Origin of the sequence: Nesterenkonia aerolata (genome assembly GCF_031470965.1) — a bacterium.
GTDB lineage: Bacteria > Actinomycetota > Actinomycetes > Actinomycetales > Micrococcaceae > Nesterenkonia > Nesterenkonia aerolata.
Window position 1 is genome coordinate 97,082 of sequence record NZ_JAVKGR010000007.1, and the last position, 25,960, is coordinate 123,041.

The 25,960-nt window shown below is 68.7% G+C and carries 24 protein-coding genes; 15 read left to right on the forward strand and 9 right to left on the reverse strand.

The genetic code is table 11. The features are described 5' to 3' along the window. Positions 1-249: 249 nt before the first annotated feature. Positions 250-1,281, reverse strand: coding sequence for a dipeptidase (locus RIL96_RS07665; RefSeq protein WP_310548432.1), 1,032 nt, complete (start codon positions 1,279-1,281; stop codon positions 250-252). Positions 1,282-1,533: 252 nt separating this feature from the next. Here RIL96_RS07665 and fdhA point away from each other — a divergent pair, with 252 nt between their 5' ends. The 5 genes from fdhA (at position 1,534) to pheT (ending at position 8,929) form a co-directional block, all read left to right on the forward strand. Then, positions 1,534-2,748, forward strand: a complete 1,215-nt coding sequence (fdhA, locus tag RIL96_RS07670) for a formaldehyde dehydrogenase, glutathione-independent (RefSeq protein ID WP_310548433.1) — start codon at positions 1,534-1,536, stop codon at positions 2,746-2,748. A gap of 75 nt (positions 2,749-2,823) precedes the next feature. Beyond that, a complete protein-coding gene (locus tag RIL96_RS07675; protein ID WP_310548434.1) occupies positions 2,824-3,564 on the forward strand; it encodes an MIP/aquaporin family protein in 741 nt (246 codons plus the stop codon). Between the two features lie 80 nt (positions 3,565-3,644). Further along, positions 3,645-5,189 carry a glycerol kinase GlpK gene (gene glpK, locus RIL96_RS07680; RefSeq protein ID WP_310548435.1) on the forward strand — a complete coding sequence of 515 codons (1,545 nt, stop codon included), beginning with the start codon at positions 3,645-3,647 and terminating at the stop codon, positions 5,187-5,189. Positions 5,190-5,319: 130 nt separating this feature from the next. Further along, a complete protein-coding gene (pheS, locus tag RIL96_RS07685; RefSeq protein ID WP_310548436.1) occupies positions 5,320-6,381 on the forward strand; it encodes a phenylalanine--tRNA ligase subunit alpha in 1,062 nt (353 codons plus the stop codon). 4 nt (positions 6,382-6,385) lie between these two features. After that, positions 6,386-8,929, forward strand: a complete 2,544-nt coding sequence (gene pheT, locus RIL96_RS07690; RefSeq protein WP_310548437.1) for a phenylalanine--tRNA ligase subunit beta — start codon at positions 6,386-6,388, stop codon at positions 8,927-8,929. Between the two features lie 226 nt (positions 8,930-9,155). Here the strand turns inward: pheT and RIL96_RS07695 are convergent, their stop codons facing one another. Then, complete coding sequence (locus RIL96_RS07695) at positions 9,156-10,163, reverse strand: quinone oxidoreductase family protein (RefSeq protein ID WP_310548438.1); 1,008 nt, start codon at positions 10,161-10,163, stop codon at positions 9,156-9,158. 116 nt (positions 10,164-10,279) lie between these two features. Here RIL96_RS07695 and argC point away from each other — a divergent pair, with 116 nt between their 5' ends. From argC to RIL96_RS07725, 6 genes are read left to right on the forward strand one after another with little or no spacing between them, the layout of a single operon-like run. Beyond that, the gene (gene argC / locus RIL96_RS07700; RefSeq protein WP_310548439.1) at positions 10,280-11,311 is read left to right on the forward strand and encodes an N-acetyl-gamma-glutamyl-phosphate reductase; all 1,032 of its coding nucleotides are present in this window, start codon (positions 10,280-10,282) and stop codon (positions 11,309-11,311) included. Then, on the forward strand, positions 11,308-12,468 hold the full coding sequence (gene argJ / locus RIL96_RS07705; RefSeq protein WP_310548440.1) for a bifunctional glutamate N-acetyltransferase/amino-acid acetyltransferase ArgJ: 1,161 nt from the start codon (positions 11,308-11,310) through the stop codon (positions 12,466-12,468). Before argC ends, argJ begins: the two co-directional genes overlap by 4 nt. A gap of 11 nt (positions 12,469-12,479) precedes the next feature. After that, positions 12,480-13,442, forward strand: a complete 963-nt coding sequence (gene argB, locus RIL96_RS07710) for an acetylglutamate kinase (RefSeq protein WP_310548441.1) — start codon at positions 12,480-12,482, stop codon at positions 13,440-13,442. Continuing rightward, entirely contained in the window at positions 13,439-14,752 is a 1,314-nt protein-coding gene (locus tag RIL96_RS07715) for an acetylornithine transaminase (protein ID WP_310548442.1), read from the forward strand. Before argB ends, RIL96_RS07715 begins: the two co-directional genes overlap by 4 nt. After that, positions 14,749-15,738, forward strand: coding sequence for an ornithine carbamoyltransferase (gene argF, locus RIL96_RS07720; RefSeq protein WP_310548443.1), 990 nt, complete (start codon positions 14,749-14,751; stop codon positions 15,736-15,738). Before RIL96_RS07715 ends, argF begins: the two co-directional genes overlap by 4 nt. Further along, complete coding sequence (locus tag RIL96_RS07725) at positions 15,735-16,244, forward strand: arginine repressor (RefSeq protein WP_310548444.1); 510 nt, start codon at positions 15,735-15,737, stop codon at positions 16,242-16,244. Before argF ends, RIL96_RS07725 begins: the two co-directional genes overlap by 4 nt. 41 nt (positions 16,245-16,285) lie before the next feature. Here the strand turns inward: RIL96_RS07725 and RIL96_RS07730 are convergent, their stop codons facing one another. The 7 genes from RIL96_RS07730 to moaA form a co-directional block, all read right to left on the reverse strand. Beyond that, on the reverse strand, positions 16,286-16,705 hold the full coding sequence (locus RIL96_RS07730; RefSeq protein WP_310548445.1) for an ankyrin repeat domain-containing protein: 420 nt from the start codon (positions 16,703-16,705) through the stop codon (positions 16,286-16,288). A gap of 10 nt (positions 16,706-16,715) precedes the next feature. Continuing rightward, positions 16,716-17,444: an ATP-binding cassette domain-containing protein gene (locus RIL96_RS07735; protein WP_310548446.1), complete on the reverse strand. Its 729-nt coding sequence runs from the start codon at positions 17,442-17,444 to the stop codon at positions 16,716-16,718. Next, entirely contained in the window at positions 17,441-18,226 is a 786-nt protein-coding gene (locus RIL96_RS07740; RefSeq protein ID WP_310548447.1) for an ABC transporter permease, read from the reverse strand. Before RIL96_RS07740 ends, RIL96_RS07735 begins: the two co-directional genes overlap by 4 nt. Continuing rightward, positions 18,223-18,993, reverse strand: a complete 771-nt coding sequence (gene modA / locus RIL96_RS07745) for a molybdate ABC transporter substrate-binding protein (protein ID WP_310548448.1) — start codon at positions 18,991-18,993, stop codon at positions 18,223-18,225. The genes RIL96_RS07740 and modA overlap by 4 nt, the downstream gene beginning before the upstream one ends. A 155-nt stretch (positions 18,994-19,148) precedes the next feature. Then, a complete protein-coding gene (locus tag RIL96_RS07750) occupies positions 19,149-20,387 on the reverse strand; it encodes a molybdopterin molybdotransferase MoeA (RefSeq protein ID WP_310548449.1) in 1,239 nt (412 codons plus the stop codon). Between the two features lie 34 nt (positions 20,388-20,421). Further along, entirely contained in the window at positions 20,422-20,700 is a 279-nt protein-coding gene (locus RIL96_RS07755) for a MoaD/ThiS family protein (protein WP_310548450.1), read from the reverse strand. A 9-nt stretch (positions 20,701-20,709) separates the two neighbouring features. Next, positions 20,710-21,825: a GTP 3',8-cyclase MoaA gene (moaA, locus tag RIL96_RS07760; protein WP_310548451.1), complete on the reverse strand. Its 1,116-nt coding sequence runs from the start codon at positions 21,823-21,825 to the stop codon at positions 20,710-20,712. A gap of 294 nt (positions 21,826-22,119) precedes the next feature. Here moaA and RIL96_RS07765 point away from each other — a divergent pair, with 294 nt between their 5' ends. The 4 genes from RIL96_RS07765 to fdhD are packed head-to-tail and all read left to right on the forward strand — an operon-like array spanning position 22,120 to position 25,915. Next, positions 22,120-23,307, forward strand: a complete 1,188-nt coding sequence (locus RIL96_RS07765) for a molybdopterin molybdotransferase MoeA (protein WP_374761863.1) — start codon at positions 22,120-22,122, stop codon at positions 23,305-23,307. Positions 23,308-23,340: 33 nt separating this feature from the next. Continuing rightward, entirely contained in the window at positions 23,341-23,949 is a 609-nt protein-coding gene (gene moaC / locus RIL96_RS07770; protein WP_374761864.1) for a cyclic pyranopterin monophosphate synthase MoaC, read from the forward strand. After that, a complete protein-coding gene (locus tag RIL96_RS07775) occupies positions 23,946-25,070 on the forward strand; it encodes a molybdenum cofactor biosynthesis protein MoaE (RefSeq protein ID WP_310548453.1) in 1,125 nt (374 codons plus the stop codon). Before moaC ends, RIL96_RS07775 begins: the two co-directional genes overlap by 4 nt. Further along, positions 25,067-25,915: a formate dehydrogenase accessory sulfurtransferase FdhD gene (gene fdhD, locus RIL96_RS07780; RefSeq protein ID WP_310548454.1), complete on the forward strand. Its 849-nt coding sequence runs from the start codon at positions 25,067-25,069 to the stop codon at positions 25,913-25,915. Before RIL96_RS07775 ends, fdhD begins: the two co-directional genes overlap by 4 nt. Positions 25,916-25,960 lie beyond the last annotated feature (45 nt).

The following is a 25,960-nucleotide window of genomic DNA, read 5'->3' on the forward strand; positions in this document are numbered from 1 at the left end:
GAGTGGATTCTGTGAGGAAGCTGTCAGAACACGGGTTCGATCACGCTTCTCTGGTCACTCAGGTGCCGCCTCGCACGCACCCTCCCCACCCCCAGCGAGGGAGAGAATCTCGCCCCGGATTTCGGCGTGTCGTCACCAACTTTGCTCCCTCGAGGCAGGGTCCCGGAGCGGGGAGTCTCGAGGGAGAGAAATTTGCCGTGACACGCCGGGTGGCGCGGCCAGGTTTGCTCCCTCGGCGCGGGGGCGCCCTCAACGGGAGCTGAGGTAGGCCGGGTCGTTGGCTTCCAGCACCCGTGCGGCGTTTTCGAATCCCAGCTTGTGCAGGTCTTCCCGTGACCACCCCCTGCCGGACAGCACGGAGAACAGCCGGGGATAGTCCGCCGCCGATCCCAGCCCGGTGGGCAATGTGGGGGTACCGCAGAGATCGCCGCCGAGGCCGATGTGGTCCACGCCCACACGCTCCCGCATGTGGTCGAGGTGGTCGGCTACATCCTCCACGGTCGCCTCCGCGGCGCCCTCAGCATCCTCTCGAGTGCTGACGAACCCGGGCACGAACGTCGCCATCGCCACGCCACCGTTGCTCGGAAGCCGGTCCAAGACCTCGTCGGGGATATTGCGCGGATGATCGGTGATCGACCGTGCGCAGGAGTGTGAGAACAGCACCGGCAGCGTGCTCAGCTCCAGCGCCTGGTGCATGACCTCCTCCGAGACATGAGAGAGGTCCACGATCATCCCCAGCCGGTTCATCTCCCGGATCACCTCGCGGCCGAACTCCGTGAGCCCGCCGTGGACCCGCACATCAGTGGCCGAATCCGCCCAGGAATGCGTGGTCGACCAAGTCAGCGTCATATACCGCACGCCCAGACGTGCATACATCCGCAGTGCGGCCAGGGATCCGTCGATCTGCTGACCTCCCTCTACTCCCAGCAGCGAGGCCACCCGCCCCTCCGAGGCGGTGCGCCGGACCTCATCGGCGGTCAGCGCCCAGGCGAGATCCTCCGGGTAGGTCTCGATGAGGCGGTGCACCAGATCGATCTGCTCCAGCGTCGCCTTCACCGCCTCGGGTCCGGTGATCGAGCTGTGTACGTACACCGACCAGAACTGCGCGGCCAGGCCGCCGCGTCGGATCTGCGGGATCGTGGTGAACGGAGAGATCGCCTCGTCGTGAAGGCCTGTCACAGCAGAACCGTGGGTCTCCCGCAGGTGCCAGGGGAGGTCGTTATGGCCGTCGAAGACGGGGATCGGCGCGTCGGCCGCAGCCTCTGCGTGAGAAGTGCTCATCGCCCCACGCTACCCGGTGCCCTTCTGTACGGACCTGTACGGACCTGTATGGACCGAGAACTCAGCGGGTCGGGTGCTCAAGCAGGCCGGGCGCTCAACGAACCGCGTGCTCGGCTGCCCGAGAGCTCAGGAGTCCTAAACTTCCGTCCGCGCCGCCCTCCCTCTTCCCGTCACCACAGGTTCTGCGGGACACTGGAGTCAGGATGTGATTCATCACACATCGCCAGGCTGCTGAGGAAATGGAGCGTGACCATGTCTGCCTCGAACCGCGTCGTCGTCTACCAAGGGCCCGGAGAGGTCGCCGTCGAATCGATCGACTACCCCCGGCTGGAGACCCCCCAGGAGGTCGCCCAGCACTTCGGCATCTCCCGGAAAGCTCCCCATGCCGCGATCCTCAAGCTCGTCACGACCAATATCTGCGGCTCCGATCAGCACATGGTCCGAGGCCGCACCACTGCGCCGGTGGGGCAGACGCTGGGGCATGAGATCACCGGTGAGGTGGTCGAGGTCGGTGAGGACGTCCAGTTCGTCCGCGAAGGTGACATCTGCTCGGTCCCGTTCAACATCGCCTGCGGGCGGTGCCGGATGTGCGACGAGGGGCATACCGGGGTCTGCCTGCACGTCAACCCGGCCCGGGCCGGAGCCGCCTACGGCTACGTGGACATGGGCGGATGGCTCGGCGGGCAGGCTGAGTATGTGATGATCCCCTACGCCGACTTCAACCTGCTGAAGTTCCCGGACCGGGACCAGGCCCTGGAGAAGATCTTGGACCTGACGATGCTCTCGGACATCTTCCCCACCGGATACCACGGCGCCTTCACGGCGGGAGTGACCACGGGGTCAACGGTCTACGTCGCAGGTGCGGGCCCGGTGGGCCTGGCTGCTGCCCACGCCGCCCAGCTGCTCGGTGCCGCCGTCGTGATGGTCGGCGATATGCTTCCCGGCCGCCTGGCTCAGGCGGAGAGCTTCGGCTGTGTGGGGATCGACCTCACCGCTGAGGGGGCGCTGGCCGATAAGATCGAGGCCGTCGTGGGGGAGCGGGAGGTCGACGCCGCCGTCGACGCTGTCGGGTTCGAGGCCCGCGGTCACGGTGAGGGGGCGGATGAGGCCCCGGCCACTGTGCTCAACGACTGTATGACGGTGGCCCGCGCGGCCGCCGGTATCGGGATCCCCGGCCTCTATGTCACCGGCGATCCCGGTGCGGTCGATGACGCCGCGAAGGAGGGGACCCTCGGCGTGCGCCTGGGGCTCGGCTGGGCGAAGTCCCACCGGCTCACCACTGGTCAGTGCCCGGTGAAGCGGTACAACCGGCAGCTGATGAACATGATCCTGCATGACCGGGCGCAGATCGCGAAGGCGGTCAATGCGCAGACCATCACCCTGGACGAGGCGCCGCGCGGCTATGCGGAGTTCGATCAGGGGGCGGCGACGAAGTACGTGATCGACCCGCACGGCATGGTGGCCTGATGCTCGCCAGAGCGCGTACTGTTGGGTAACCTGCTCGGGCGTGAGCTGAGTCACTGACAGGGAGGAGCTCCGCTGATGGGAACGATCTTTCTCTTCGAGATCATGGGCACGGCCACACTGGTCCTGCTCGGCGCCGGTGTGGTGGCCAATGTGGTGCTGACTGGCACCAAAGGCCATGCCGGGGGTTGGCTGCTGGTCAACTTCGGCTGGGGGCTCGGCGTCTTCGCCGGTGTCTACGTCGCCTATGCCTCCGGGGCCCATATCAACCCGGCGGTCACCCTGGGGCTGCTGAGCTCCGGTGCCGAGGAGTTCGCCCCGGGCATCGCGGTCACCGTGCCGCATATGCTCGCCTACTTCGCCGCGCAGCTCATCGGCGCGTTCCTCGGCGCGGTGTGTGCCTGGCTGGCCTATAAGAAGCATTTCGACGACGAGCAGGACCCCGGCGCCATCCTGGGGGTCTTCTCCACCGGCCCGGAGAAGCGTGCCTACGGATGGAACACCGTCACCGAGGCGATCGGTACCTATGTGCTGGTTCTGCTGGTGCTCATGTTCGGTGAGACCCCGCATGAATTGGGTCCGCTGGCCGTCGCCCTGATCGTGGTGGCGATCGGTGCCTCACTGGGTGGACCCACCGGCTACGCGATCAACCCCGCCCGTGACCTCGGCCCGCGCATCGCGCACGCGCTGCTTCCCATCGGCAAGAAGGGCTCCAGCGATTGGGCCTACTCCTGGGTGCCCATCGTCGGGCCGCTGGTCGGTGCCGTGCTGGCCGGCGGATCGGTGCAGCTGCTGCCTCTGCTGGGTGCCGCGGGATGACCGGGACGGCAGGATGACGCTACTGCATGATGAAGACCCTCAGCACCAGATCACCGGGATGACCGGGGAAGGACGTCACCATGACTGAGAGCGCGAAGGAGACGCCGGAGTACGTGCTGGCCATTGACCAGGGCACCACCTCGACTCGGGCGCTGATCTTCGACCGCGGCGGCGACATCGTCGCCAGCGGACAGAAGGAGCACCGGCAGATTCTGCCCAAGGCCGGTTGGGTGGAGCATGATGCCCAGGAGATCTGGCGCAACACCCGCGAGGTCGTCGGCTTGGCCCTGACGGAGGCGGAGATCAACCGTCACTCGTTGGCCGCCGTCGGCATTACCAACCAGCGTGAGACCACTGTGGTGTGGGATAAGGTCACCGGTGAGCCGATCCACCACGCGATCGTCTGGCAGGACACGCGCACCCAGCGCATCTGTGATGAGCTCGCCTCCGGTCACGGCACCGAACGGTTCAAAGAGCGTGTCGGGCTGCCGCTGGCCACCTACTTCTCCGGGCCGAAGATCCGGTGGATCCTCGATGAGGTCGACGGCGCCCGTGAACGGGCTGAGGCCGGGGAGCTGCTGTTCGGGACCATGGACACCTGGCTGGTGTGGAACATGACCGGCGGCCCGGACGGGGGTGTGCACGTCACCGACGTCACCAATGCCTCACGGACCATGCTGATGAACATCGACACTCTCGACTGGAACGACGAGATCTGCGCCGAGATGGGGGTGCCGGTGGCGATGCTGCCGGAGATCCGCTCCTCCTCGGAGGTCTACGGCTATGGCCGCAAGAAGGGGCTGCTCATCGACACGCCCATCGCCGGGATCCTCGGCGACCAGCAGGCGGCTACCTTCGGGCAGGCCTGTTTCGAACCCGGCCAGGGGAAGAACACCTACGGCACCGGCAACTTCATGCTGATGAACACCGGTGAGGACATCGTCCGCTCCGAGAACGGGCTGCTGACCACTGTGGCGTATAAGATCGGCCAGCAGAAGCCCATCTACGCGCTGGAAGGCTCCATCGCAGTCACCGGGTCCCTCATCCAGTGGCTGCGGGACAACCTCGGCCTCATCTCCTCGGCGGCGGAGTCCGAGACCCGGGCCAAGGAGGTCGAGGACAACGGAGGGGCCTATATCGTCCCGGCGTTCTCCGGGCTCTTCGCCCCGCATTGGAAGCCTGATGCCCGCGGGGTGATCGTGGGGCTGACCAGCTATGTCAACCGCAGCCACCTGTGCCGGGCCGCCCTGGAAGCGGTGGCGTATCAGAGCGCGGAGGTCGTCGATGCGATGGACTCCGACGCCGACCAGGAACTCACCGAGCTAAAGGTCGACGGCGGGATGGTCGTCAATGACACGCTCATGCAGTTCCAGGCCGACATCCTGGGGGTAGAGGTGGTCCGCCCTCGGGTCATCGAGACCACCGCGCTGGGTGCCGCGTATGCGGCCGGTCTGGCTGTCGGTCACTGGCAGGGGACCGACGAGTTGGTGGCCAACTGGTCAGAGGACCGCCGGTGGAGCCCGCAGATGGATGAACAGACCCGGGCACGGAGCATGCGCCTGTGGAAGAAGGCGGTGCAGCGGACGATGGAATGGGTGGACGAGGACGTCGAAGCCGCCGGATAGGGGTGGCTTCCTCTGCGGCCAGGCGTATGCGACCGCATGGAGCGGTGTGAGACCTTCCCCTGGGAACGCATAGACTGGAGCGGTTCGCCTGCTGAGCAGTCGGCAGATCCGGCAAGACCCACGGAGCAGTATGACCACCACCGCCCATGATGAGGCCGTGCCCCACCCGCTCGACGATGAGGCGCTCGAAGCCTGCGTCCAGGACGCTCTGGCCGCGTTTGACGCTGCGGCTGATCTGGAGGAGCTGAAGTCGGCTCGGCTGGCCCACACCGGGGACAAGGCCCCCATCGTGCTGGCCAACCGGCAGATCGGGTCCCTGCCCAAGGAGGACAAGGCTGCCGCCGGAAAGCTGCTCGGTCAGGCCCGCGGGCGCGTGCAGAAGGCCCTGGCCGCACGTACGGAGGTGCTGGAGGCCGAGCACGCCGAGCGCATGCTGGTGGAGGAGACCGTGGACGTCACCGCGGCCCCGCGGCGTCGGCGCATCGGTGCCCGGCACCCACTCTCAGTGCTGCAGGAGCGGGTCTCCGACGTCTTCACCGCGATGGGCTGGGAGATCGCTGAAGGCCCCGAGGTGGAGTCTGAGTGGTTCAACTTCGACGCCCTGAACATTGCACCGGACCACCCGTCGCGGGAGATGCAGGACACCTTCTTCATCGAACCGCCCGAGGCGCATCTGGTGCTGCGCACCCACACGTCCCCGGTGCAGGTGCGTTCCCTGCTGGAGCGCGAGCTGCCGGTCTACGTACTGTGCCCCGGCCGGACGTTCCGCACCGATGAACTCGACGCCACCCACACCCCGGTGTTCCACCAGTTCGAGGGCCTCGCTGTGGACGAGGGGCTGACCATGGCGGATCTGAAGGGCACCCTGGAGCACTTCGCACGGAAGATGTTCGGCCCCGAGGCGGCGATCCGCCTGCGCCCGGCCTACTTCCCGTTCACTGAGCCCTCCGCTGAGATGGACATCTGGCACCCCGATGCCAAGGGCGGCCCGCAGTGGATCGAATGGGGAGGCTGCGGCATGGTCAACCCGAATGTGCTCCGCGCCGCCGGAGTGGACCCGGAGCGTTACACCGGCTTCGCCTTCGGCATGGGTGTGGAACGGACCTTGATGTTCCGCAACGGGGTCCCCGATATGCGAGACATGATCGAAGGCGACGTCCGCTTCTCCCAGCGCTTCGGAATGGAGGTCTGAGCCCGTGCGCATCCCGCTCTCCTGGCTCCGTGAATACACCCAGCTGCCCGCCGAGGCGCGCGCTGAGGATCTGATGGCTGATCTCGTCCGGGTCGGTCTCGAAGAAGAGGACGTTCACCGTCCTGGCGATGAGATCAGCGGTCCGATCGTCGTCGGTGAAGTGCTCGAGAAGCACCCAGAACCGCAGTCCAACGGCAAGACCATCAACTGGTGTCAGGTCCGTGTGGTGCCCGAGGGTCAGGCACAGACCCTGACGCACGAGGGGATCTCGCCCGACGGCGTCCAGGGTGTGGTCTGCGGCGCCCACAACTTCGAGGTCGGTGACAAAGTCGTCGTCACCCTGCCCGGTGCCGTGCTGCCCGGCGACTTTCAGATCAGTGCGCGGAAGACCTACGGTCATGTCTCCGCCGGGATGATCGCCTCGGTCAAGGAGCTCGGCATCGGCGAGGACCATGACGGCATCCTGGTGCTCTCCACCCTCGGGCTCGACCCTGAGGTCGGCGCTGACGCCCTTGAACTCCTCGGGCTCCACGATGAGGCCGCTGAGATCAATGTGACCCCGGACCGCGGCTACGCCTTCTCCATCCGCGGAGTTGCCCGCGAATACTCCCACGCCACCGGCACGCCCTTCACCGACCCGGCTGACGCCGTCGCAGCGCCGGAGTCCGGGAACCCTGGTCAAGAGGTCATCCTCGATGACGCAGCCCCTGTCTACGGCGTGCCCGGCTGCTCACGGTTCGTCGCCCGCACCGTCACCGACGTCGACGTCACCGCTCCCACCCCGCCGTGGATGGCAGCACGACTACGCCTGGCCGGTATGCGCCCCATCTCCCTGCCGGTGGACATCTCCAACTATGTGATGTGGGAGCTCGGTCAGCCCCTGCACTTCTACGACGCCGATTCCCTCCAGGGACCGATCCAGGTCCGCCGCGCCTCCGCGGGCGAGCGGCTGACCACCCTGGATGAGAAAGACCGCGAGCTGAATACCGAAGACCTCGTCATCGCAGATGACCGCGGTGCGATCGGCCTCGCCGGGGTCATGGGCGGTGCGGCCACCGAGGTCAGCGCCACCACCTCGACCATCCTCATCGAATCCGCCCACTTCGACGCCGTCAGCATCGGCCGCACCCGCCGACGCCACCGGCTGCCCTCGGAGGCCTCCAAGCGCAACGAACGCGGAGTGGACCCGGCCATGACCGCGGTGGCGGCCCAGCGAGCCGTGGATCTGCTCGTCACCCTCGCCGGTGCCACCGACACCGGGGCTCTCACTGTCACCGGAGAGATTCCCGCGCCGAGCCCCATCGCCCTGAGTGCAGAGCACCCGCAGCGGATCACCGGTGTGGAATACCAGCGCGAACAGATCATCGAGACGCTGCGGGCGATCGGTGCCGAGGTGGTCGACGGAGGTCAGACGCTCACCGTGACCCCGCCCACCTGGCGTCCCGACCTGCGCACCCCGGAGGATCTCATCGAGGAGATCGCCCGGCTCGTCGGCTACGACGCCATCGGCTCCCGCCTGCCGGTGGCTCCCGCCGGGCGCGGGTTGACCCCCGCACAGCAGCGCCGCCGTCAGGTGCTCTCCGGGATGGCGGCCGCCGGATACACCGAAACGCTGAGCTACCCGTTCCTCTCCCAGGAGGCCAATGAGCTGTTCGGACGGGCCGAAGGCGCAGCGGAACCGCTGCCCACAGTGCGCCTGGCCAACCCCATCGCCGCCCAGCACCCCACGCTGCGCACCACGCTGCTGCCCGGGCTGCTGGACACACTGCGGCGCAACGTCTCCCGGGGCTTTCACGACCTCGCCGTCTTCGAAGCCGGGCTGGTGTTCCACCCCGGTCAGATCCACGGCAGCGCTTCCATCCCCGCCCTCGGCCGCTACCCCGGAGACGAGGTCATCGCTGAACTCACCGCCGGGATCCCTGACCAGCCCTGGCGGATCGCTGCTGCCGTTGCCGGTGATGAGCCGGCGGCCGAACTCGGAGACGCCGGAAGACGCCGCGACTGGGCCGATGCGATCGACGCGGCACGCAGCGTCGCCGAACTGCTCGGCCTCCAGCTGGAGATCACCCAGGGCAGGCACCAGGCCTTCCACCCCGGACGCACTGCCCAGCTGCACATCGGGCAGACACAGGTGGGCTGGGCTGGTGAGATCCACCCCAAGGTCGTCGAGCAGTGGGACCTTCCGGCCCGCACCGCGGTGATGGAGCTGGAGCTCTCTGCCCTGCTGGATGCCGCGGCCGGCCAGGTCACCGCCGAGCCGATCTCCACGTTCCCCCCGACCACGCAGGACGTCTCGCTGATCCTCGACGCCGGGATTCCGGCTGCCGAGGTGCAGAGTACCCTCGCCGAGGGTGCGGGAGAACTGCTCGAGCACATCGAGCTCTTCGACGTCTACGACGGGGCCGGCATCGACGTCGGGAAGAAGTCGTTGGCCTACGCGCTGCGTTTCCGGGCAGCGGACCGCACGCTCACCGCCGAGGAGGCCTCGGCCGCCCGCGGTGACGCGGTGGAGCTGGTGGTGAGCCGCCACGGCGCCGTGCAGCGCTGAGGCAGTCCACCCGGCGCTCAAGCAGCCCGGCGTTCAAACAGCCCACCCGGCATGAAACAGTCCAGCCAGCACGGAGGCCGACAGCTCGCTGTCGGCCTCCGCTATGTATGTGGTGCGGGCTCGCCATATATCTCAGCCCGCACCACATACATAGCGGAGCGGGTAGAGCTGCGCGGGTGCGAGCTCTCATGCCGCGTACCCGTTTCTGCGGCTTCTGCCCCGCAGCTCAGGGTTTCAGGACGAGCTTGCCGGTGGTGCGGCGGCCCTCAAGGTCCTCATGGGCGCGCGCAGCCTCAGCCAGCGGGTAGACTCCGCCGATGTCGAGGCGCAGCTCGCCCTCGGTCAGCAGGCCGAAGAGCTCACTGAACCGCCAGGCGCGCTCCTCAGCGTTGCGCAGGTACCAGTGCACTGCCGGGCGGGTGACGAACAGCCCGCCGCGGCGGTTGAGCTCCTGCAGGTCCAGCGGCGGCACCTGCCCGGAGGCGCCGCCGAAGAGCACCATCGTGCCGCGGATCGCCAGAGAGGCCAGGGAGCCGTCGAAGGTGTCGCGGCCGACGCCGTCGTAGACGACGGAGACGCCCTCATCCTTGGTGATCTCCTTGACCTTCTCCGCGAAGTCCTCATAGCCGAGCACATAGTCCGCCCCCGCACGCTGGGCGATCTCTGCCTTCTGTGGGGTGGAGGTGGTGGTGATCACCCGGGCGCCACGGTTCTTCAGCAGCTGGGTGAGCAGCTGTCCGACCCCGCCGGCCCCGGCGTGGGTGAGCACCGTCTCTCCGGGGGAGACGCGGTAGGTGGAGTTGATCAGATAGTGGGCGGTCACGCCCTGCAGCGGCAACGCGGCGGCCTGTTCATCGCTGACCTCATCGGGCACCTTGACCGCTTTGACCGAATCCACCAGGAAATGGGTGGAGTAGGTGCCGGTGGCGGCTTCGCAGGTGGCGATGCGCTCGCCGATGCTCAGGGACTCGACCTTCTCCCCGACGGCGATCACGGTACCGGTGCCCTCGCTCCCCGGGACGAAGGGCGCCTCCATCGGATAGACGCCGCTGCGCTGGTAGGTCTCGATGAAGTTGACGCCGGCGGCACCGGACTCCACCAGCACCTGATGGGCGCCCGGCTCGGGCAGTCCGGTCTCGACGGCCTGCAGCACCTCGGGGCCTCCCGTCTGCTCGACGCGGATCTGGGTCGCGGAGCTGGGCAGGTCCTCAGGGAAGACATCCTGTGCGTTCATGCGGCCCAGGGTACCGAAGAGAGGCATCGTGACAGAAATGTCCCCAGCTCGACGGTGACTTCCGACGTAGTGCATAAATATTGGAGATGCCGAATAGTATCGCGTAAGGTGGCGTCATGAGCTATTCCATCGCCGTCTCCGGTGCCTCCGGCTACGCCGGGGGAGAGGTGCTGCGTCTGCTGGCCGGGCACCCTGAGGTCGAGATCGGGGCCGTCACCGCGCATTCCTCCGCCGGTGAACGCCTCGGCAGCCTGCAGCCGCACCTGCTGCCGTTGGCCGACCGGCTCATCAGCGAGACCACTGCCGAGAACCTGGCAGGCCACGACGTCGTCGTCCTCGCCCTGCCGCACGGTGCCTCCGGTGAGCTGGCCGCCCAGCTCGGTGAGGACACGCTGGTCATCGATGCGGCCGCCGACCACCGGCTCGAGTCCGCCACCGCCTGGGAACAGTTCTACGGATCTGCCCACCAAGGCACCTGGCCCTATGGCCTGCCGGAGCTGCCCGGCCAGCGGCAGAGACTGCGCGCGGCCCGGCGCATCGCCGTGCCCGGCTGCTACCCGACCACGATCCTGCTCGGCCTCGCCCCGGCCTTCGCCGCCGGGCTGCTGGAGGGTGCCGACGTCGTCATCGTCGCGGCCACCGGCACCTCCGGTGCGGGGAAATCGACGAAGCCTCATCTGCTCGGCTCCGAAGTCATGGGCGGGATGAGCCCCTACGGGGTCGGCGGTGTCCACCGCCATACTCCCGAGATCGAACAGGGACTGCGGCAGGTCTCCGGCGCGGAGGTCACCGTTTCCTTCACTCCCACACTCGCGCCGATGCCGCGGGGCATCCTGGCCACCTCCACCGCCCGGCTGGCCTCCGGTGCGAGCGCGGCGGCATTGCGTGAGGCCTATGCCGCCCAGTACGAGGACGAGCCCTTCGTCCACTTGCTGCCCGAAGGCCAGTGGCCGACCACCAAGCAGGTGGTGGGCTCGAACCACGTCACCGTCCAGCTCGCCGTCGACGAGCGCACCGGGCGGGTCATCGTCTCCTCGGCCTCTGACAACCTCACCAAAGGCACCGCCGGCGGTGCCGTGCAGTCGATGAACCTCGCCCTCGGCCTCCCCGAAACTACCGGGCTCAACCTGCTGGGAGTCTCCCCATGACCGTCACCCTGCCCGAAGGATTCCGTGCCGCCGGCGTCACCGCCGGGCTGAAGTCGGCCGGCCGAGACATCGCGCTCATCGTCAATGACGGGCCCCTGCATGCGGCGGCCGCCACGTTCACCTCCAACCGGGTCGCGGCGGCACCGGTGCTCTGGTCAGCCCAAGCGGTCAGCGACGGCCGTGCCGATGCCGTAGTGCTCAACTCCGGCGGCGCCAACGCCTGCACCGGCCCGGAGGGCTTCGCCGACACCCACCGCACCGCAGAACATGCTGCTCAGGCACTGGGCCTCTCCGCCCAGGACGTCCTGGTCTGCTCCACCGGGCTGATCGGGCAACGGCTGCGCATGGATCTGCTGCTGCCCGGGGTCGAGGCCGCCGTCGCGGAGCTGGGCGAGGATGAGGGCTCCGCGCTGGCCGCGGCCGAGGCGATCCGCACCACGGACACCGTCGCCAAGACCGCCCAGGCCTCAGGGCGCGGCTTCACCATTGGCGGCATCGCCAAAGGCGCGGGCATGCTGGCGCCGGGGATGGCCACGATGCTCGCGGTGATCACCACTGACGCCGAGCTCGATCCGTCCACGCTTGACGCCGCACTGCGCGAAGCCGTGCGGGTCAGCTTCGACCGGGCCGACTCTGACGGCTGCATGTCCACCAACGACACCGTCGTCGCCATGGCCTCGGGTGCCCATCCTGAGGCCGGTGCCCACGATGAGGAGGAGTTCCGCGCCGCTCTGACCGAGGTGTGTCGGGACTTGGCCGCCCAGCTCATCGCTGACGCCGAGGGTGCGGCACACGAGATCGCCATCACCACCATCGGGGCCGCCACCGAGGAGCAGGCCGAGACCGCCGGGCGTGCGGTGGCCCGTTCCAACCTGTTCAAGACCGCGATCTTCGGCGGTGACCCCAACTGGGGGCGGATCCTCGCCGCCGTCGGGACCACCGACGTCGAGTTCGATCCCAGCACGATCGACGTCGCCGTCAACGGCGTGTGGATCTGCCGAGCCGGGGGCATCGGTGAGGACCGCTCCGGCGTGGACCTCTCCGAGAGGCGGGTCGAGGTGACCATCGATCTGAAGTCCGGAGAGGCGGAGGCCACGATCCTCACCAATGACCTCACTCACGACTACGTCCACGAGAACTCCGCGTACTCCACCTGAGGAGCATCACAGTGAGCGAGACCACCACCTACCGGGCCTCCGATCCCCGGTTGAGCGCGGCGACGAAGGCTGCGACCCTCATTGAGGCGCTGCCGTGGATGCAGCGCTTCGCCGGAGAGACCATCGTCATCAAATACGGCGGCAACGCCATGATCGACGATGACCTCCGCCGCGCCTTCGCCCAGGATGTGGTCTTCCTGCGCCACGTGGGAGTCAACCCTGTGGTGGTCCACGGCGGTGGCCCCCAGATCAACGCCATGCTCGAGACCCTCGGCGTGGAGTCCGTCTTCCGCGGCGGCTACCGGGTCACCACGGAGGAGACGATGGACGTGGTGCGCATGGTGCTCACCGGGCAGGTCGGCCGGGAGCTCATCGGACTCATCAACTCCCACGGCCCCTACGCGGTGGGTCTCTCCGGAGAGGATGCGGCCCTGCTGCGTGCGGCTCGGCAGCGTGCGGAGGTCGACGGCGAGGAGATCGACCTCGGGCTGGTCGGTGAGGTCACCGGGGTGAACCCGCAGGGGGTCGAGGACCTCCTCGCGGCCGGACGTATCCCGGTGATCTCCACGGTCGCGCCGGAGTTCGACCAGCAGGGACGGCCCACCGGGCAGGTGCTCAACGTCAACGCCGACATCGCCGCCGCGGCGGTGGCCTCCGCGCTGGGGGCTGCCAAGCTGATCATGCTCACCGACGTGGAGGGCCTCTACGCCGACTGGCCCGACCGGGATTCGCTGATCTCCTCGATCTCCGCCTCCGAGCTGCGCGCGATGCTTCCCGAGCTGGCCTCGGGGATGATCCCGAAGATGACAGCGGCCTTACATGCAGTCGATGCCGGTGTCTCCCGCGCGGCTGTCGTGGACGGCCGTGAGCCGCATTCGATGCTGCTGGAGATCGTCACGGCCGAAGGAGTCGGCACAGAGGTCCACCCGGATAGGGGAGCAGCCGCAGGGGAGACGGCAGGAGGTGGAGTATGACTCAGGAGACCACGACGTCGACGGCTCCCGTCACGAAGTCCCAGGAATCTGAGCCTCCGGAAGTCGGGACTCAGGGGGCCGCGGCTGCTGAGGGAATGGAATCCCTCTCCTGGCAGCAGCGGTACACCGACTCGGTGATGGGTGTCTTCGGCTCCCCACAGCAGCTGCTGGTCTCCGGCTCCGGCTGCCGGGTCACCGATGCCGAGGGCCGTGAGCTCCTCGACATGCTCGGCGGCATCGCGGTCAATGCCCTGGGCCACGCCCACCCCGGGTTCACCGAGGGTCTCACGGCACAGCTGAACCGCCTGGGCCATATCTCCAACCTGTTCACCTCCGCACCGCAGATCGGTCTGGCCGAGGATCTGCTGCGCCTGGCCGAGGCGCCGGCCGGCTCCACAGTGTTCTTCGCCAACTCCGGTTCCGAGGCCAACGAGGCCGCACTGAAAGCGGTGCTCAAATACCGTGCCCAGACCGGTCGCTCTCGGATCCTGGCGCTGACCGGCGGTTTCCACGGACGCACCGTCGGCGCGGTCTCCCTGACCCATAAGCCCGCCTACCGTGAGCCCTTCGGCCCGCTGCTCGACGGTGTCGAATTCCTGGCTCCGAACGATCTCGAAGCCCTGGAGGCCGCGCTGAGCGCCGGTGACATCGCCGGGATCTTCCTCGAGCCAATTCAAGGGGAGGCCGGCGTCCGGCCGCTGAGCCCTGAATATCTGGCGGCAGTACGGCGGCTCACCCGCGAGCACGGCACGCTCATGATCCTCGACGAAGTCCAGACCGGCGTGGGGCGCACCGGCGACTGGTTCCGGTTCCAGGGCGCAGGCCGTGAGGTCGGGGAGGACCTCACCCCCGACTACATGACCCTGGCCAAGGGCCTGGGCTCCGGAGTGCCGATCGGCGCGCTCTTGGCATTCGGCCCCAGCCACTCCGCCCGGCTCAGCGCCGGAGAGCACGGCACCACCTTCGGCGGCAATCCGCTGGCCGCCACCGCCGGGCGCCTCACCCTCGCCGCGATCGAGTCTCAGGGGCTGCTGGAGAACACCCGCCGGGTCGGCGCTCAGCTGGCCGCGGGGCTGCGGCAGATGGAGCCGGTGGCGCAGGTGCGCCAGTTCGGACTCCATCTCGGTGTGGACCTCAGGGCCGAGGCGCCCGAGGTCGTCCGCCGAGCCCGCCGCCACGGTCTGGTGCTCAACGCCACCGGGCCGGACACCCTGCGCCTGGCCCCGCCGCTGATCCTCAGCCCGGCCGACGCCGATGAATTCCTGACACGGTTCGCCGCCGTGTTCGATGACCACCAGGAGCCCCGATGACCGTCCGCCACTTCCTCACCGACCTCGACCTCTCGCCGCAGGAGCTCACCGAGGTCCTGGACCTGGCCGACCACCTCAAGGACCAGCCCTACGCAGTGCCCGCGCTGGCCGGTCCGCAGACCGTGGCCGTGGTCTTCGACAAGACCTCCACCCGGACCCGCGTGTCCTTCGCCGCGGGAATCAGCGCACTGGGCGGCGCCCCGCTGATCATCAACCCCGGTGAGGCGCAGCTGGGTCATAAGGAGTCCATCGCTGACACTGCCCGTGTCTTCGAGCGCATGGTCTCGGCAGTGGTGTGGCGGACCTTCGCCCAGATCGGGCTCGAGGAGATGGCTCAGCACAGCGGCGTTCCGGTGGTCAACGCGCTCTCCGACGACTACCACCCCTGCCAGCTGCTGGCGGACTTGCAGACCGTCCGTGCACACTTCGGAGACCTGGCCGGCCGGCGTCTGGCATATCTGGGTGATGCTGCCAACAACATGGCGAACTCCTATCTGCTCGCCGGAGTCAACGCCGGAATGGATGTACGCATCGCCGGTCCGGACGGATACCTGCCCGCCGATGCGGTGATCGCCGCAGCACAGGACCGTGCGGCGATCACCGGCAGTTCAGTCCTGGTCACCACCGATCCCGCCACCGCTCTGGAGGATGCCGACGTCGTCGCGACTGACACCTGGATCTCCATGGGGCAGGAGGATGAGAAGGAACACCGGCTGAGCCTCTTCGGCGACTATCGGGTCGACTCCGCGGCGATGAGCCGGGCAGCCGAGGGCGCGATCGTGCTGCACTGCCTGCCCGCCTACCGGGGAGTGGAGATCAGTGCGGAGGTGATCGACGGCCCGCAGTCGGTGGTCTTCGATGAGGCCGAGAACCGGCTCCACGCGCAGAAGGCACTGCTGGTCTGGTTGCTGGTGGCCTCCGGGCTGGCCGATGAGGCCACGACGGCGGCGGTGAACGCGGTGATCGGCGCGAAGGAGCCTCGATGACCTCCACGACGCCGGTCACCAAAGCAGCTCGTCACGCGAAGATCCGGGACCTGATCACCCGGGGCAGTATCCGTTCCCAGGCCGATCTGGTCGCCGAGCTGTCCACCGAAGGCATCGGCGTCACTCAGGGCACGCTCTCCCGTGACCTGGTGGAGATCGGGGCCGCCCGGGTGCGTGCCGCCGACGGCGGGATGGTCTACGCCGTCCCCGGAGAGGGCCCGGAGCGGGCGCTGCAGGCTGAGCTCTCAGCCGCCGAGAGCACCGGGCGGCTGCGCAGCCTCTGCCGGGACCTGCTGATCTCGGCTGAGGCCAGCGCGAACCTCGTCATCCTGCGTACCCCGCCCGGTGCTGCGCAGTTCCTGGCCAGTGCAGTGGACAACTCCGGTCTGGAGGAGATCCTCGGGGCCATCGCCGGTGATGACACGATCATGCTCGTCACCCGGCAGCCCACCGGCGGGGCCGAGGTGGCGGCACGCTTCGCCAGCTTCGCCGAGGGGCGCCGCTGAGGCGCAGGCTGCTCGGTGTCGAGAGCCCTCTTAGCTGTTCTTCAGCCCTCGAGCAGCTCGCGCATCTGCGGCAGGTCGAACATCTCGGTCACGGAGTAGGGGCTCTGCCCCTCATGGTGCGGGTCCGCTCCGGCAGCGACCAGGCGGCGGACGTTGCCCTCGTGCTGAAGGAAGACGGCACAGGTCAGCGCGGACTGTCCTCGGTCATTGAGCCGGTGGACGTCGGCGTCCCGGGCCAAGAGCCCTTCGACCAGCGCCTCGTGGTTGTGATAGGTGGCCAGGATCAGCAGCGTATCGCCGCTGGCGTTGGACAGGTTCACCGGGATGCCCTGGTCCACCAGGCTCAGCAGTTCGCGGTCACGGCCTTGCCGGGCGAGGTCGAACATCGAGTTCAGGAAGTCGAGCTGCTCATCGGTGAGTGCGGGGACCGTCTCCTCGGTCTCTCCGGCCTGATCTGACATGGCCTCCACTCTACCGGGGTTCCGGCCCCTCCGTCGGCCCGGGGGAGCTCGCCTCAGCGGTGAACCGGCGGGCGAAGGCGCTCGCCGGTGCCTGGCCGACCTCCGCCCAGCTGCCCTGCTGCACCACCTGCCCGCCATCGAGGACGACCAGCCGATCGCTGAAGCGCCGGGCCTCCTGCCGCGAATGGGTGATCAGCACGGCGGTGCGTGCGGCGAGCACGTGCTCCAGCACCGCGCTGATCGTCTCCTGAGACTCGTCATCCAGCGCGACCAACGGCTCATCGAGCAGCAGCAGATCCGGATCCGTGGTCAGCACACGGGCCAGGGCCACCCGCTGGGACTGGCCCCCGGAGAGGATTCCCGGACGTCTGCGGCTCAACGGTGCGGCGCCGACCTCCTCCAGACTCTGCTGTGCCCGGGCGTGGGCCTCAGCCCGGCGCACCCCGGCCGCCCGCAGTCCGAAGGCCGCGTTCTCCAGCACGGACATGGTCGGAAAGAGCAGCGGCTGCTGCAGCAGCAGACCGATCCTCCGGCGGTGCGGGGGCAGCTGCTCGACCCGCTGCCCATGGGCGGTCAGCTGTGCCTGCCGGGGCCGCAGCAGACCGCAGATGACGTCGAAGGTTGAGGACTTTCCGGACCCGTTGGGCCCCACCAGTGCCGTCGTCGAGCCCGAGGGGACGGTGAAGGCGACGTCGAGCCCCCGCTCGGGCAGGCAGTAGGAGACTTCCAGCTCGGTCATCGCCCGCCCCGGGATCGAGCGTAGGTGGCCCCCACGACGACGGCGGCGATGAGCACCAGCAGCAGCGACAACGCGACGGCTCCCTCCGGGTCCGTCTCGCGCAGCAGATAGACCTCCAGAGGAACGGTGCGAGTGGTGCCCTGCAGTGAACCGGCGAAGGTGATCGTGGCGCCGAATTCTCCCAGGGCCCGGGCGAAGCACAGCACCGTTCCGGTCATCAGGGCTGGAGCCAGCACCGGCAGGGTGACCCGGCGCAGCGTGTAGGTCGGCGTAGCGCCGAGACTGGCCGCGACACGCTCGTACCGGGCATCGTGTGAGCGCAGAGCGCCTTCGACGCTGAGCACCATGAACGGCAGGGAGACGAAGGTCTGGGCGAGCACCACGGCCACCGAGGTGAAGGCGATCTGCACTCCGGCGGCCTCCAGCGAGGCGCCGAGGATGCCCAGCCGCCCGAAGGTGTACAGCAGCGCGATGCCCCCGACGACCGGAGGCAGCACCAGAGGCAGCAGGACACCGGTACGCAGCAGCCCCATTCCCGGTCGGCTGCTCCGCGCGCAGAGCAGGCCCAGGGGGATGCCCACCAGCACACAGGCCGCTGTGGCGGTCAGCGAGGTCTGCAGGGACAGCCGCAGTGCGACCAGTGCTGATTCTTCGGTGATCAGCCTGAGGAATGAGCTCAGATCCGCGCGGATCAGCAGCCCGAGCAGGGGCAGCAGGATCACGGCCGCGCCGAGGGCGGCCAGCGGAATCAGCCACCGGGGCAGCGGCGGGGCAGCGCTCATGAGGTCGGCTCGGGCAGCGCGAACCCGTCCTCGGCGAGTGCGGCGCGCCCCTGTTCAGAGGTCACATGCGCGAGGAACGCGTCGGCGAGCTCGGGGTCTTCGGCGTCGTCGAGCACGCCGATGGGGTAGCGGTTGACGACCTCGTCACTGTGCTCGATCTCCACGCTCTCCACGTCCTCACCGGCACCGGCCGCATCGGTGACGTACACCAGCCCCGCGTCGGCCTGGCCCGAGGTGACCTTGCCGAGCACATCGGTGACCTGACGTTCCTCGCTGACCGGAGCCACCTCGACGTCGGCGCGGGCCAAGAGCGTCTCGGAGGCCTGGCCACAGGGCACCTGCGGTGCGCAGAGCACCAGGTCGAGGCTGTCATCGGCGAGATCCTCCAGGGAGGTGATCTCCGCCGGGTTCCCCGGTGCGGTGACGATCGTCAGGGTGTTCTGCGCGAAGATCACCGGCTCCTCGGCGAGGTCGTCATGGGCGATGAGCCTCCCCATGGTGGTTTCATCGGCGGTGGCGATCACATCGGCCGGTGCGCCCTCGGAGATCTGGGCGACGAGATCGGAGGAGCCGGCGAGACTGAGTTCCACGGACACCCCGGAGTTCTCGGCTTCGAAGGACTCGGCGAGTGCGGTGAAGGTCTCGTGCAGGGAGGCAGCCGCGAAGACGGTGAGACTCCGCTCCTGGTCCACGGAGTCTGCGGCGGCAGAGCCATCAGCCCCTGAACAGCCGAGAAGCACAGTGCCCACAGCGCCGATGAGCGCCACGCCACCGACTCTGCAGATAGGTGAGGAACGCTCCATGAAGAAAGCGTATGTGCGGCTCATGTGCGCTCACAAACGCAGCTGCGGCAGTGCGGTGAGGCAAGTGTGGTGAGGCAGGCGTGGTGAGGCACGTGTAGGGAGGCAGTGCCGCTGGGCTGTCACCAGGGCAGATCCAGCAGCACGGCCTCACCGCCGTCGCTGATCCCCTCACGGGGGAGCACCAGCAATCCCTGCGCCGCGGCCAGACCGCGCAGCATATTCGCCCCGGTCGCCTCGGTAGTCCTCCACAGGCCGTCTTCTGCCAGCAGCCCGGGCAGCAGACGGTCCACTCGGGAAGGTTGCACCGGCTCAGTGGGCACACGAGACACCGGGCGAGGGGCACGGTCCAGCATCGCCTCGATCACCGGCTGGACGACGACCCGCAGTGCCACCATCGCCGCCAGCGGGTTCCCCGGCAGCGCCACGACCGGCACCGCACGCTCAGCACTGGGAAGCCGGGCCGCCATCGTCGGGTGCCCCGGGCGCATCGCCACCTCAGAGAACGCCACTGTGCCGCGGTCGGTGAGGGCTCGGCGCACCAGATCTGCCCCCGAGCGTCCGGTGCCGCCGGTGGTGACGACGAGATCGGAGGCATCGACGGCGGCGTCAAGCGCACGGTCCAGCTCGCCGCGGTCATCTCCGACGCGATGGACCTGAACGGGGCGCGCACCCAGGCTGCCCAACACAGTGGGCAGCACGGGGGTGAAGGCGTCACGCACCTGGCCCGGCTGCGGCATACCGCGTGAGATCACCTCGTCACCGGTGGTCAGCACAGTGACCCGCGGGCGGGAGCGCACCAGCACCTCATCGAAGCCGGCGATGCTCAGATAGGCGATATGCGCCGGTGAGAGCACGGTGCCTTCGGTGACCATGACGGTCCCCGCCGGTGCCTCGCAGCCGGCGGTGCGGATATGGCGCCCGGGTGTCAGATCCCCCCGGGCCGCTGCGGGGGGATCGTCAGTGCGGTCACCGGCCAGGTGCAGCCATCCGCCCCGATCGTCTGCGAACTCCTGACGCAGTACGCTGGACGTGCCCTCGGGGATGAGCCCACCGGTAAGTACGGCACGGGCGCAGCCCTGAGGTAGGGGACGGGTGCCCGAGGTGCGATGTGGTTCTGAGTCAAGCCCGCCGGTGGGTTCAGCGGATCCGACCGGATCCAGGCGCCAGGGTCCCGGACCTGAGACCGCGTAGCCGTCCATCGCCGCGGAATCATAATGGGGCAGCGGGATCCGTGTCCGCAGCTCCTCTGCCGCGGTAGCGCCGATGGCCTCGGCCAGAGGTACCGGATGAGCCGGTACCGGGGCGCCCAGCGAGGCGGCGATCATCATGGCCTCCTGCCAGCTCGGAGTCTCAGTCATTCCTGTCGTCCCCGCACATCCTTGGTGATCGTCCTCAGCCGCCCGAGAACGGAGGGAGGATGTCGACGGTCTCTCCCGGGGAGACGGTCTGGTCCTGGTGCAGGCGGCGTCCGGCCACCAGGAAGCTGCTGCGCTGTAGCACTGACGGCAGCGACGGTTCCCCCGGCGGCGGCGTGGGGTGGCGTGCTGCCAGGACGGCGAAGAGCGCCTCACGGCTCACCGGGCCTGCTACGGGGAGCTGTTCGGTCTCAGTGCCGGCGGCCGCCGCGGCCGCCGCGAAGTACCGCACGGTCAGAGAAGGGGAGACGGTCATCGTGGGTCCTCAGCCGCCGATCGCTGACATCGAGCGTTCCGGCTGCACATAGGAGGCCCCTCCGAGACCCGGGGCATTCATCCCGTGGGCGGCCGGCTTCAACCAGGTGGCCTGTCGCCACATCTGCGCCAACTTGGCGTCACTGTGACCGGCGCGCAGCAGACCCAGCAGGTCGAACTCCTCGTGGGAGAACAGGCATGTCCGGATGCGGCCCTCAGCGGTGAGCCGAGTGCGCGTGCAGTCCGTGCAGAACGGCTCGGTCACCGAGGCGATGATCCCCACTCTCCCCAGCAGGGCGCCGGTGCCGGCCTCGCGGACGATCCACCGCTGGGCCGGTGCGCCGTCTCGGGGGACGTCATCGGGGTCAAGGCGCCAGCGGGCGCTCAGCTGCTCGCGGATCTCCCCCGCAGTCACCATGCCCTCGCGTGTCCAGCCGTGGTCGCCGTCGAGCGGCATCTGCTCGATGAAGCGCAGCTCCAGGCCCCGTGCCAGGCAGAAGGAGAGCAGTTCGACGGCCTGATCGTCATTGGCCCCGCGCATCAGCACCGCATTGATCTTCACCGGACGCAGCCCGGCGTCCTGGGCTGCTTCGATCCCGCGCAGGACCGGGGCGAGCCGGTCGCGCCGAGCCATCTGCCGGTAGGTCTCGGCGTCGACGGTGTCCAGGGAGACATTGATACGGTCCAGCCCGGCGGCGGCCAGGCTTGCCGCGCGGCGGTCTAAGCCGATGGCGTTGGTGGTGATCGACACCGGAAGCTGCGGGTGATCGGCACGCACTGCGGCGATGATCTCTTCCAAGTCCGGCCGGACCAACGGTTCTCCGCCGGTCAGCCGCAGCTCACGGACACCGAGCTCGTCGACGGCGATCTTCACCAGCCGCCGGACTTCCTCCACAGTGAGCAGGGAGGACTGCGGCATCCAGTCCATCCCCTCAGCGGGCATGCAGTAGGTGCACCGCAGATTGCATTTATCGGTCAGGGAGATGCGCAGATCGGTGCCGAGGCGGCCGAACGTGTCGACCAGTCCTCCGGAGCCCGGAGCGTCCGAGGCGCGTGCGGCCAATGCGGCGGCGGCCTCACCGGCAGAGACGTCCCGCACTGTGGGCATCCCGAGCCGTACTGCCATGCGGGGATTCTACCAACGCGGTATCCGCCTCTGGGGTGATCGTAGGCGCGCTGTGGTCAGTATGGTGCCGCAGGCTTCGATGGCCTGTGAGGCCTCGATACGGTAGTGCCATGACCACGTCCAGCCCTGGCACGTCGAGTCCCAGTGCACCCCGTCCTGGTACCCCCAGTTTCCGGCGGCGCAGCCTCGATGCGCACCGAGAGCAGATGACGAACCTGCTGCGTGGTGACCGGTGGCCCGTCCCCTCGAGCAGGCACGGAGCAGCCAGATCCGGGGCACCCACGCACGGAGACTGTGGCACTGCCTGACGCGCTGGGTCGCCGCCTGGCTCAGACCCTCCACGCCCCGGCCTCGCTGCCGCGCTTCGACGATTCGCAGATGGACGGATACGCGGTCCGAGCCGCCGAGACTCCGGGCACCCTGGACATCACCGCCCCGGTGGCCGCCGGGACGGTGCCAGAGGCTCTGCCGTCCGGCTGCGCGGCCCCGGTGATGACCGGGGCACCGATCCCAGCAGGTGCCGACGCCGTGATTCCCGTGGAAGCCACATCCACGAGGAACTTCGCCGACACGGGCAGCACCGACAGGAGCAGTACCGAAAGCGCCGCGGCCCCACAGCGGGTCCTCGTGCCGGCGACGTCACCGGGGGCCTTCCTGCGGCGACGCGGCAGCGACGTCGTCCACGGTGAGGAGGTTCTGGCAGCCGGGGCGGTGCTCACCGCAGCCGGAGTCGGCCTGCTGGCCGCGTTCGGCCTCACCGAGGTCGACGTCCTCCGGCGTCCCCGAGCGCTCGTGATCGTCGGCGGTGATGAGGTTCTCGCACCCGGACGGGACCTGCCGCCGGGGAAGGTCTACGATGCCAACGGCAGTCTGCTGGCCGGGTGGGCAGCCTCACGGGGGCTCGAGGTGCTGGCTGTGCGGCTGATCGACGACGACGTCGCAGACTTCGTCGAGCGGCTGCGGGCAGACCTCTCGGACACCCGGCCGGAGCTGATCATCACCTCCGGGGGGATCTCTGCGGGGCGCTACGAAGTCATGCGGCAAGGCTTCGCCGTCATGGACGAGATCACCTTCGACGTCGGCACTGTGGCGATGCAGCCCGGAGGCCCCCAGGGACTCGGCACCGCCGCGCTGCCCGGCGGGGGAGAGGCCGCGGTGATCTGCCTGCCCGGGAACCCGGTCTCCACCTGGGTCAGCTGTGAAGCCATGCTGGCCGACGCACTGGCCGAGGCCTGGGGGTTGAACCAGCCGCAGCCATGGGTACCCGCCCAGCTGGCATGGCCGGTCCAGCCCCTGGCGGAGAAGGACCAGCTGCGCCGCGGCACCCTGCAGCACACGCCTGCCGGGATCATCGCCGCGCCGATGACCGGCACCAGCTCTCACCTGCTGGCCGCCGCTGCCACGGCCGAGGCGCTGATCCGCGTGCCCGCCGGTGCCCAGGAGCTGCCGGCGGGCGCTACAGTGACGGTACGCCGTCTGTGAGGACCCGGCTCTGAGAGGAGGCTGATGCCAGGTATGCACGCCGCAGAAGATCACGGGGCCGGTGCACGTCACGCCGACGACGCGACTGACCATGAGGCCCAGCCTTACGGCAGGCTCACCCATGTCCGTGAGGACGGCTCCGCGCATATGGTCGACGTCGGGGCCAAAGAGGTCACCGACCGCCGTGCCGCCGCCGAGTCCATCCTGCGCACCCGCCCCGAGGTGGTGGCCCAGATCCTCGAGAACGGACTGTCGAAGGGTGATGCGCTCGCAGTGGCCCGGATCGCCGGCATCATGGGGGCCAAACGCACCGCAGAGCTCGTCCCGCTGTGTCATCCGCTGCCGATCAGCGGAATCAGCGTGGATTTCGAGCCGGTGGACTTCGAGCTGTACGGATCTGGCTCTTCGGCGGAGCCGACGGGCGGGTCACAGCCAGAGTCAGCCCCCGACGCCGTCCGGGTCGTCGCTGAGGTGCGCACCACCGGGCGCACCGGGGTGGAGATGGAAGCACTCACCGCTGCCTCCGTCGCCGCGCTGACCCTTTACGACATGATCAAGGCGCTGGACCGTGCCGCAGAGATCACCGGAACCCGTGTCCTCGCCAAATCTGGGGGAGCCTCCGGCGACTGGAGCCGCTCGTGAACCCCGCGGCGTCGGTGGGCCCGCACAGCCAGTACGGCCAGCACAGCCCGCGCCGCCCAGCGGACTTCGGTGCGGGACGATCGGCTGCCGTCGTCATCGCCTCGACCGCCGCAGCGCAGGGACGGGCCGCCGATACCGTCGGCCCGGAACTGGTCCAGTGGCTCCGGGGGCACGGATACGACTGCCCGGAGCCGATCGTGGTGGCCGATGGGGCGCCGGTGGCTCGTGAGCTCACCCGCCTGCTGGTGACCGTCCCGCAGGAGCAGCGTCCCCGGTTCCTCATCACCTCCGGCGGCACCGGAATCAACCCTGACGATGCGACTCCTGAGTCCACGGCACCGCTGCTTCAGCGGCAGTCACCGGGGATCATGCATGCGCTCTGGGCCTATGGGCTGCAGCATCTGCCGGAGGCGGCGATGAGCCGCGGCGTCGTAGGAGTCCGCGGACGCACCTTCGTGGCCAACCTTCCCGGCTCTCCCGGCGGCGCACGTGACGGGATGACGGTGCTGGATCCGCTGCTGCACCATATCCAGGCACAGCTCGAAGACGTCCGGGACCACCCCGATGCCCATCGTGATCCGGTGCTCCCCGAGACCGGCGACGCCGTGAGGGCCCACGGCACGCCGGAACTCGCCGAACCGCCCAGTACGGGCACAGCGTCGGTGAGCGAGAGTCCACACTCGGTGGACCACGTGTCAGAGCAAGGCGTGATCTTCACCGCGGTGACGCATGACCTTCTGGATGCCGCCGCTGCCGAGGCCGCAGTGACGACTCGCCACACCGGCGCTGCCGTGACCTTCCGCGGCGTGATCCGTGACCACGATTCCGGCCGCGATGACATCATCGGGCTGAGCTACACCGGCCATCCCGCCGCCGAGGACATCCTCGCTGAGACAGTGGCGCGTCTGGCCGCCGAGTATCCCGCGACACGGATCTGGTGCGCTCATCGGCTCGGTGACCTCTCCGTCGGCGAGGACGCCCTTGTGGTCTCCGTGGCCAGCGCACACCGGGCCGAGGCCTTCGCCTGCTGCGCCGCCGTCGTCGATGCGGTCAAAGCAGAGGTGCCCATCTGGAAGCAGCAGCACTACGCCGCAGGCGGGCATGACTGGATCGGTCTATGAGCCGACTGACGGTCCGTACCCGCGTCCACCGCTTCGACGCCGACGGCGAGATCGCCGCCCGAGCTGACCGGCTGGCCGGTGAGGAGCCGCTGGAGATCCGGCTCAACGGCGAACAGTACGCCGTGACGATGCGTACCCCCGGGCAGGACGTCGAGCTGATCCACGGATTCCTGTTCTCCGAAGCGGTGATCACCGAGGCCGCCCAGGTGCGCAGCATCGACTTCGCCTCCGGGCTGGACCCTGACGGGCGGCGGAACTACAACGTCGCCCAGGTGCGGCTCGCCCCTGAGGTCACCACTGCGCCGCGGCCTCGGCGGGTCTATACCTCCTCAGCCTGCGGCATCTGCGGGACCTCCTCCCTGGACGCCGTCCGTCAGACTCCGGCTGACGCGGTATGCCGGCATATGGCGCAGAGTACCCAGACCGGGTTGCTGAGCCCCGCGGCTGTTCTGGCGCTGCCTGATCGTCTGCGCGCCGAACAGCGGATCTTCGACACCACCGGCGGAGCCCACGCCGCGGCGCTGTTCCGGGTCCGGGGGAGGGACGATCTGGAGCTGATGGTCGCCCGGGAGGACATCGGGCGGCACCATGCCCTGGACAAAACACTCGGCTGGGCGCTGCTCAAAGGTCTGCTGCCGCTGCACGACGTCGTCGTCCAGGTCTCCGCGCGGGCCTCCTTCGAACTGGTGCAGAAGGCGGCGCTGGCCGGGGCGCCGGTGCTCTCCGCGGTCAGCGCGCCCTCAGCACTGGCCGTGGAGGTCGGAGCTGACCTCGGGGTCACGGTGATCGGGTTCAACCGCGGGCGGAGCTGCAATGTCTACACCCATCCAGAACGGCTGCGCTGATCCCGCACCGTACCCGCTCCAGAGCCCGTCATCACCGCAGGTCAG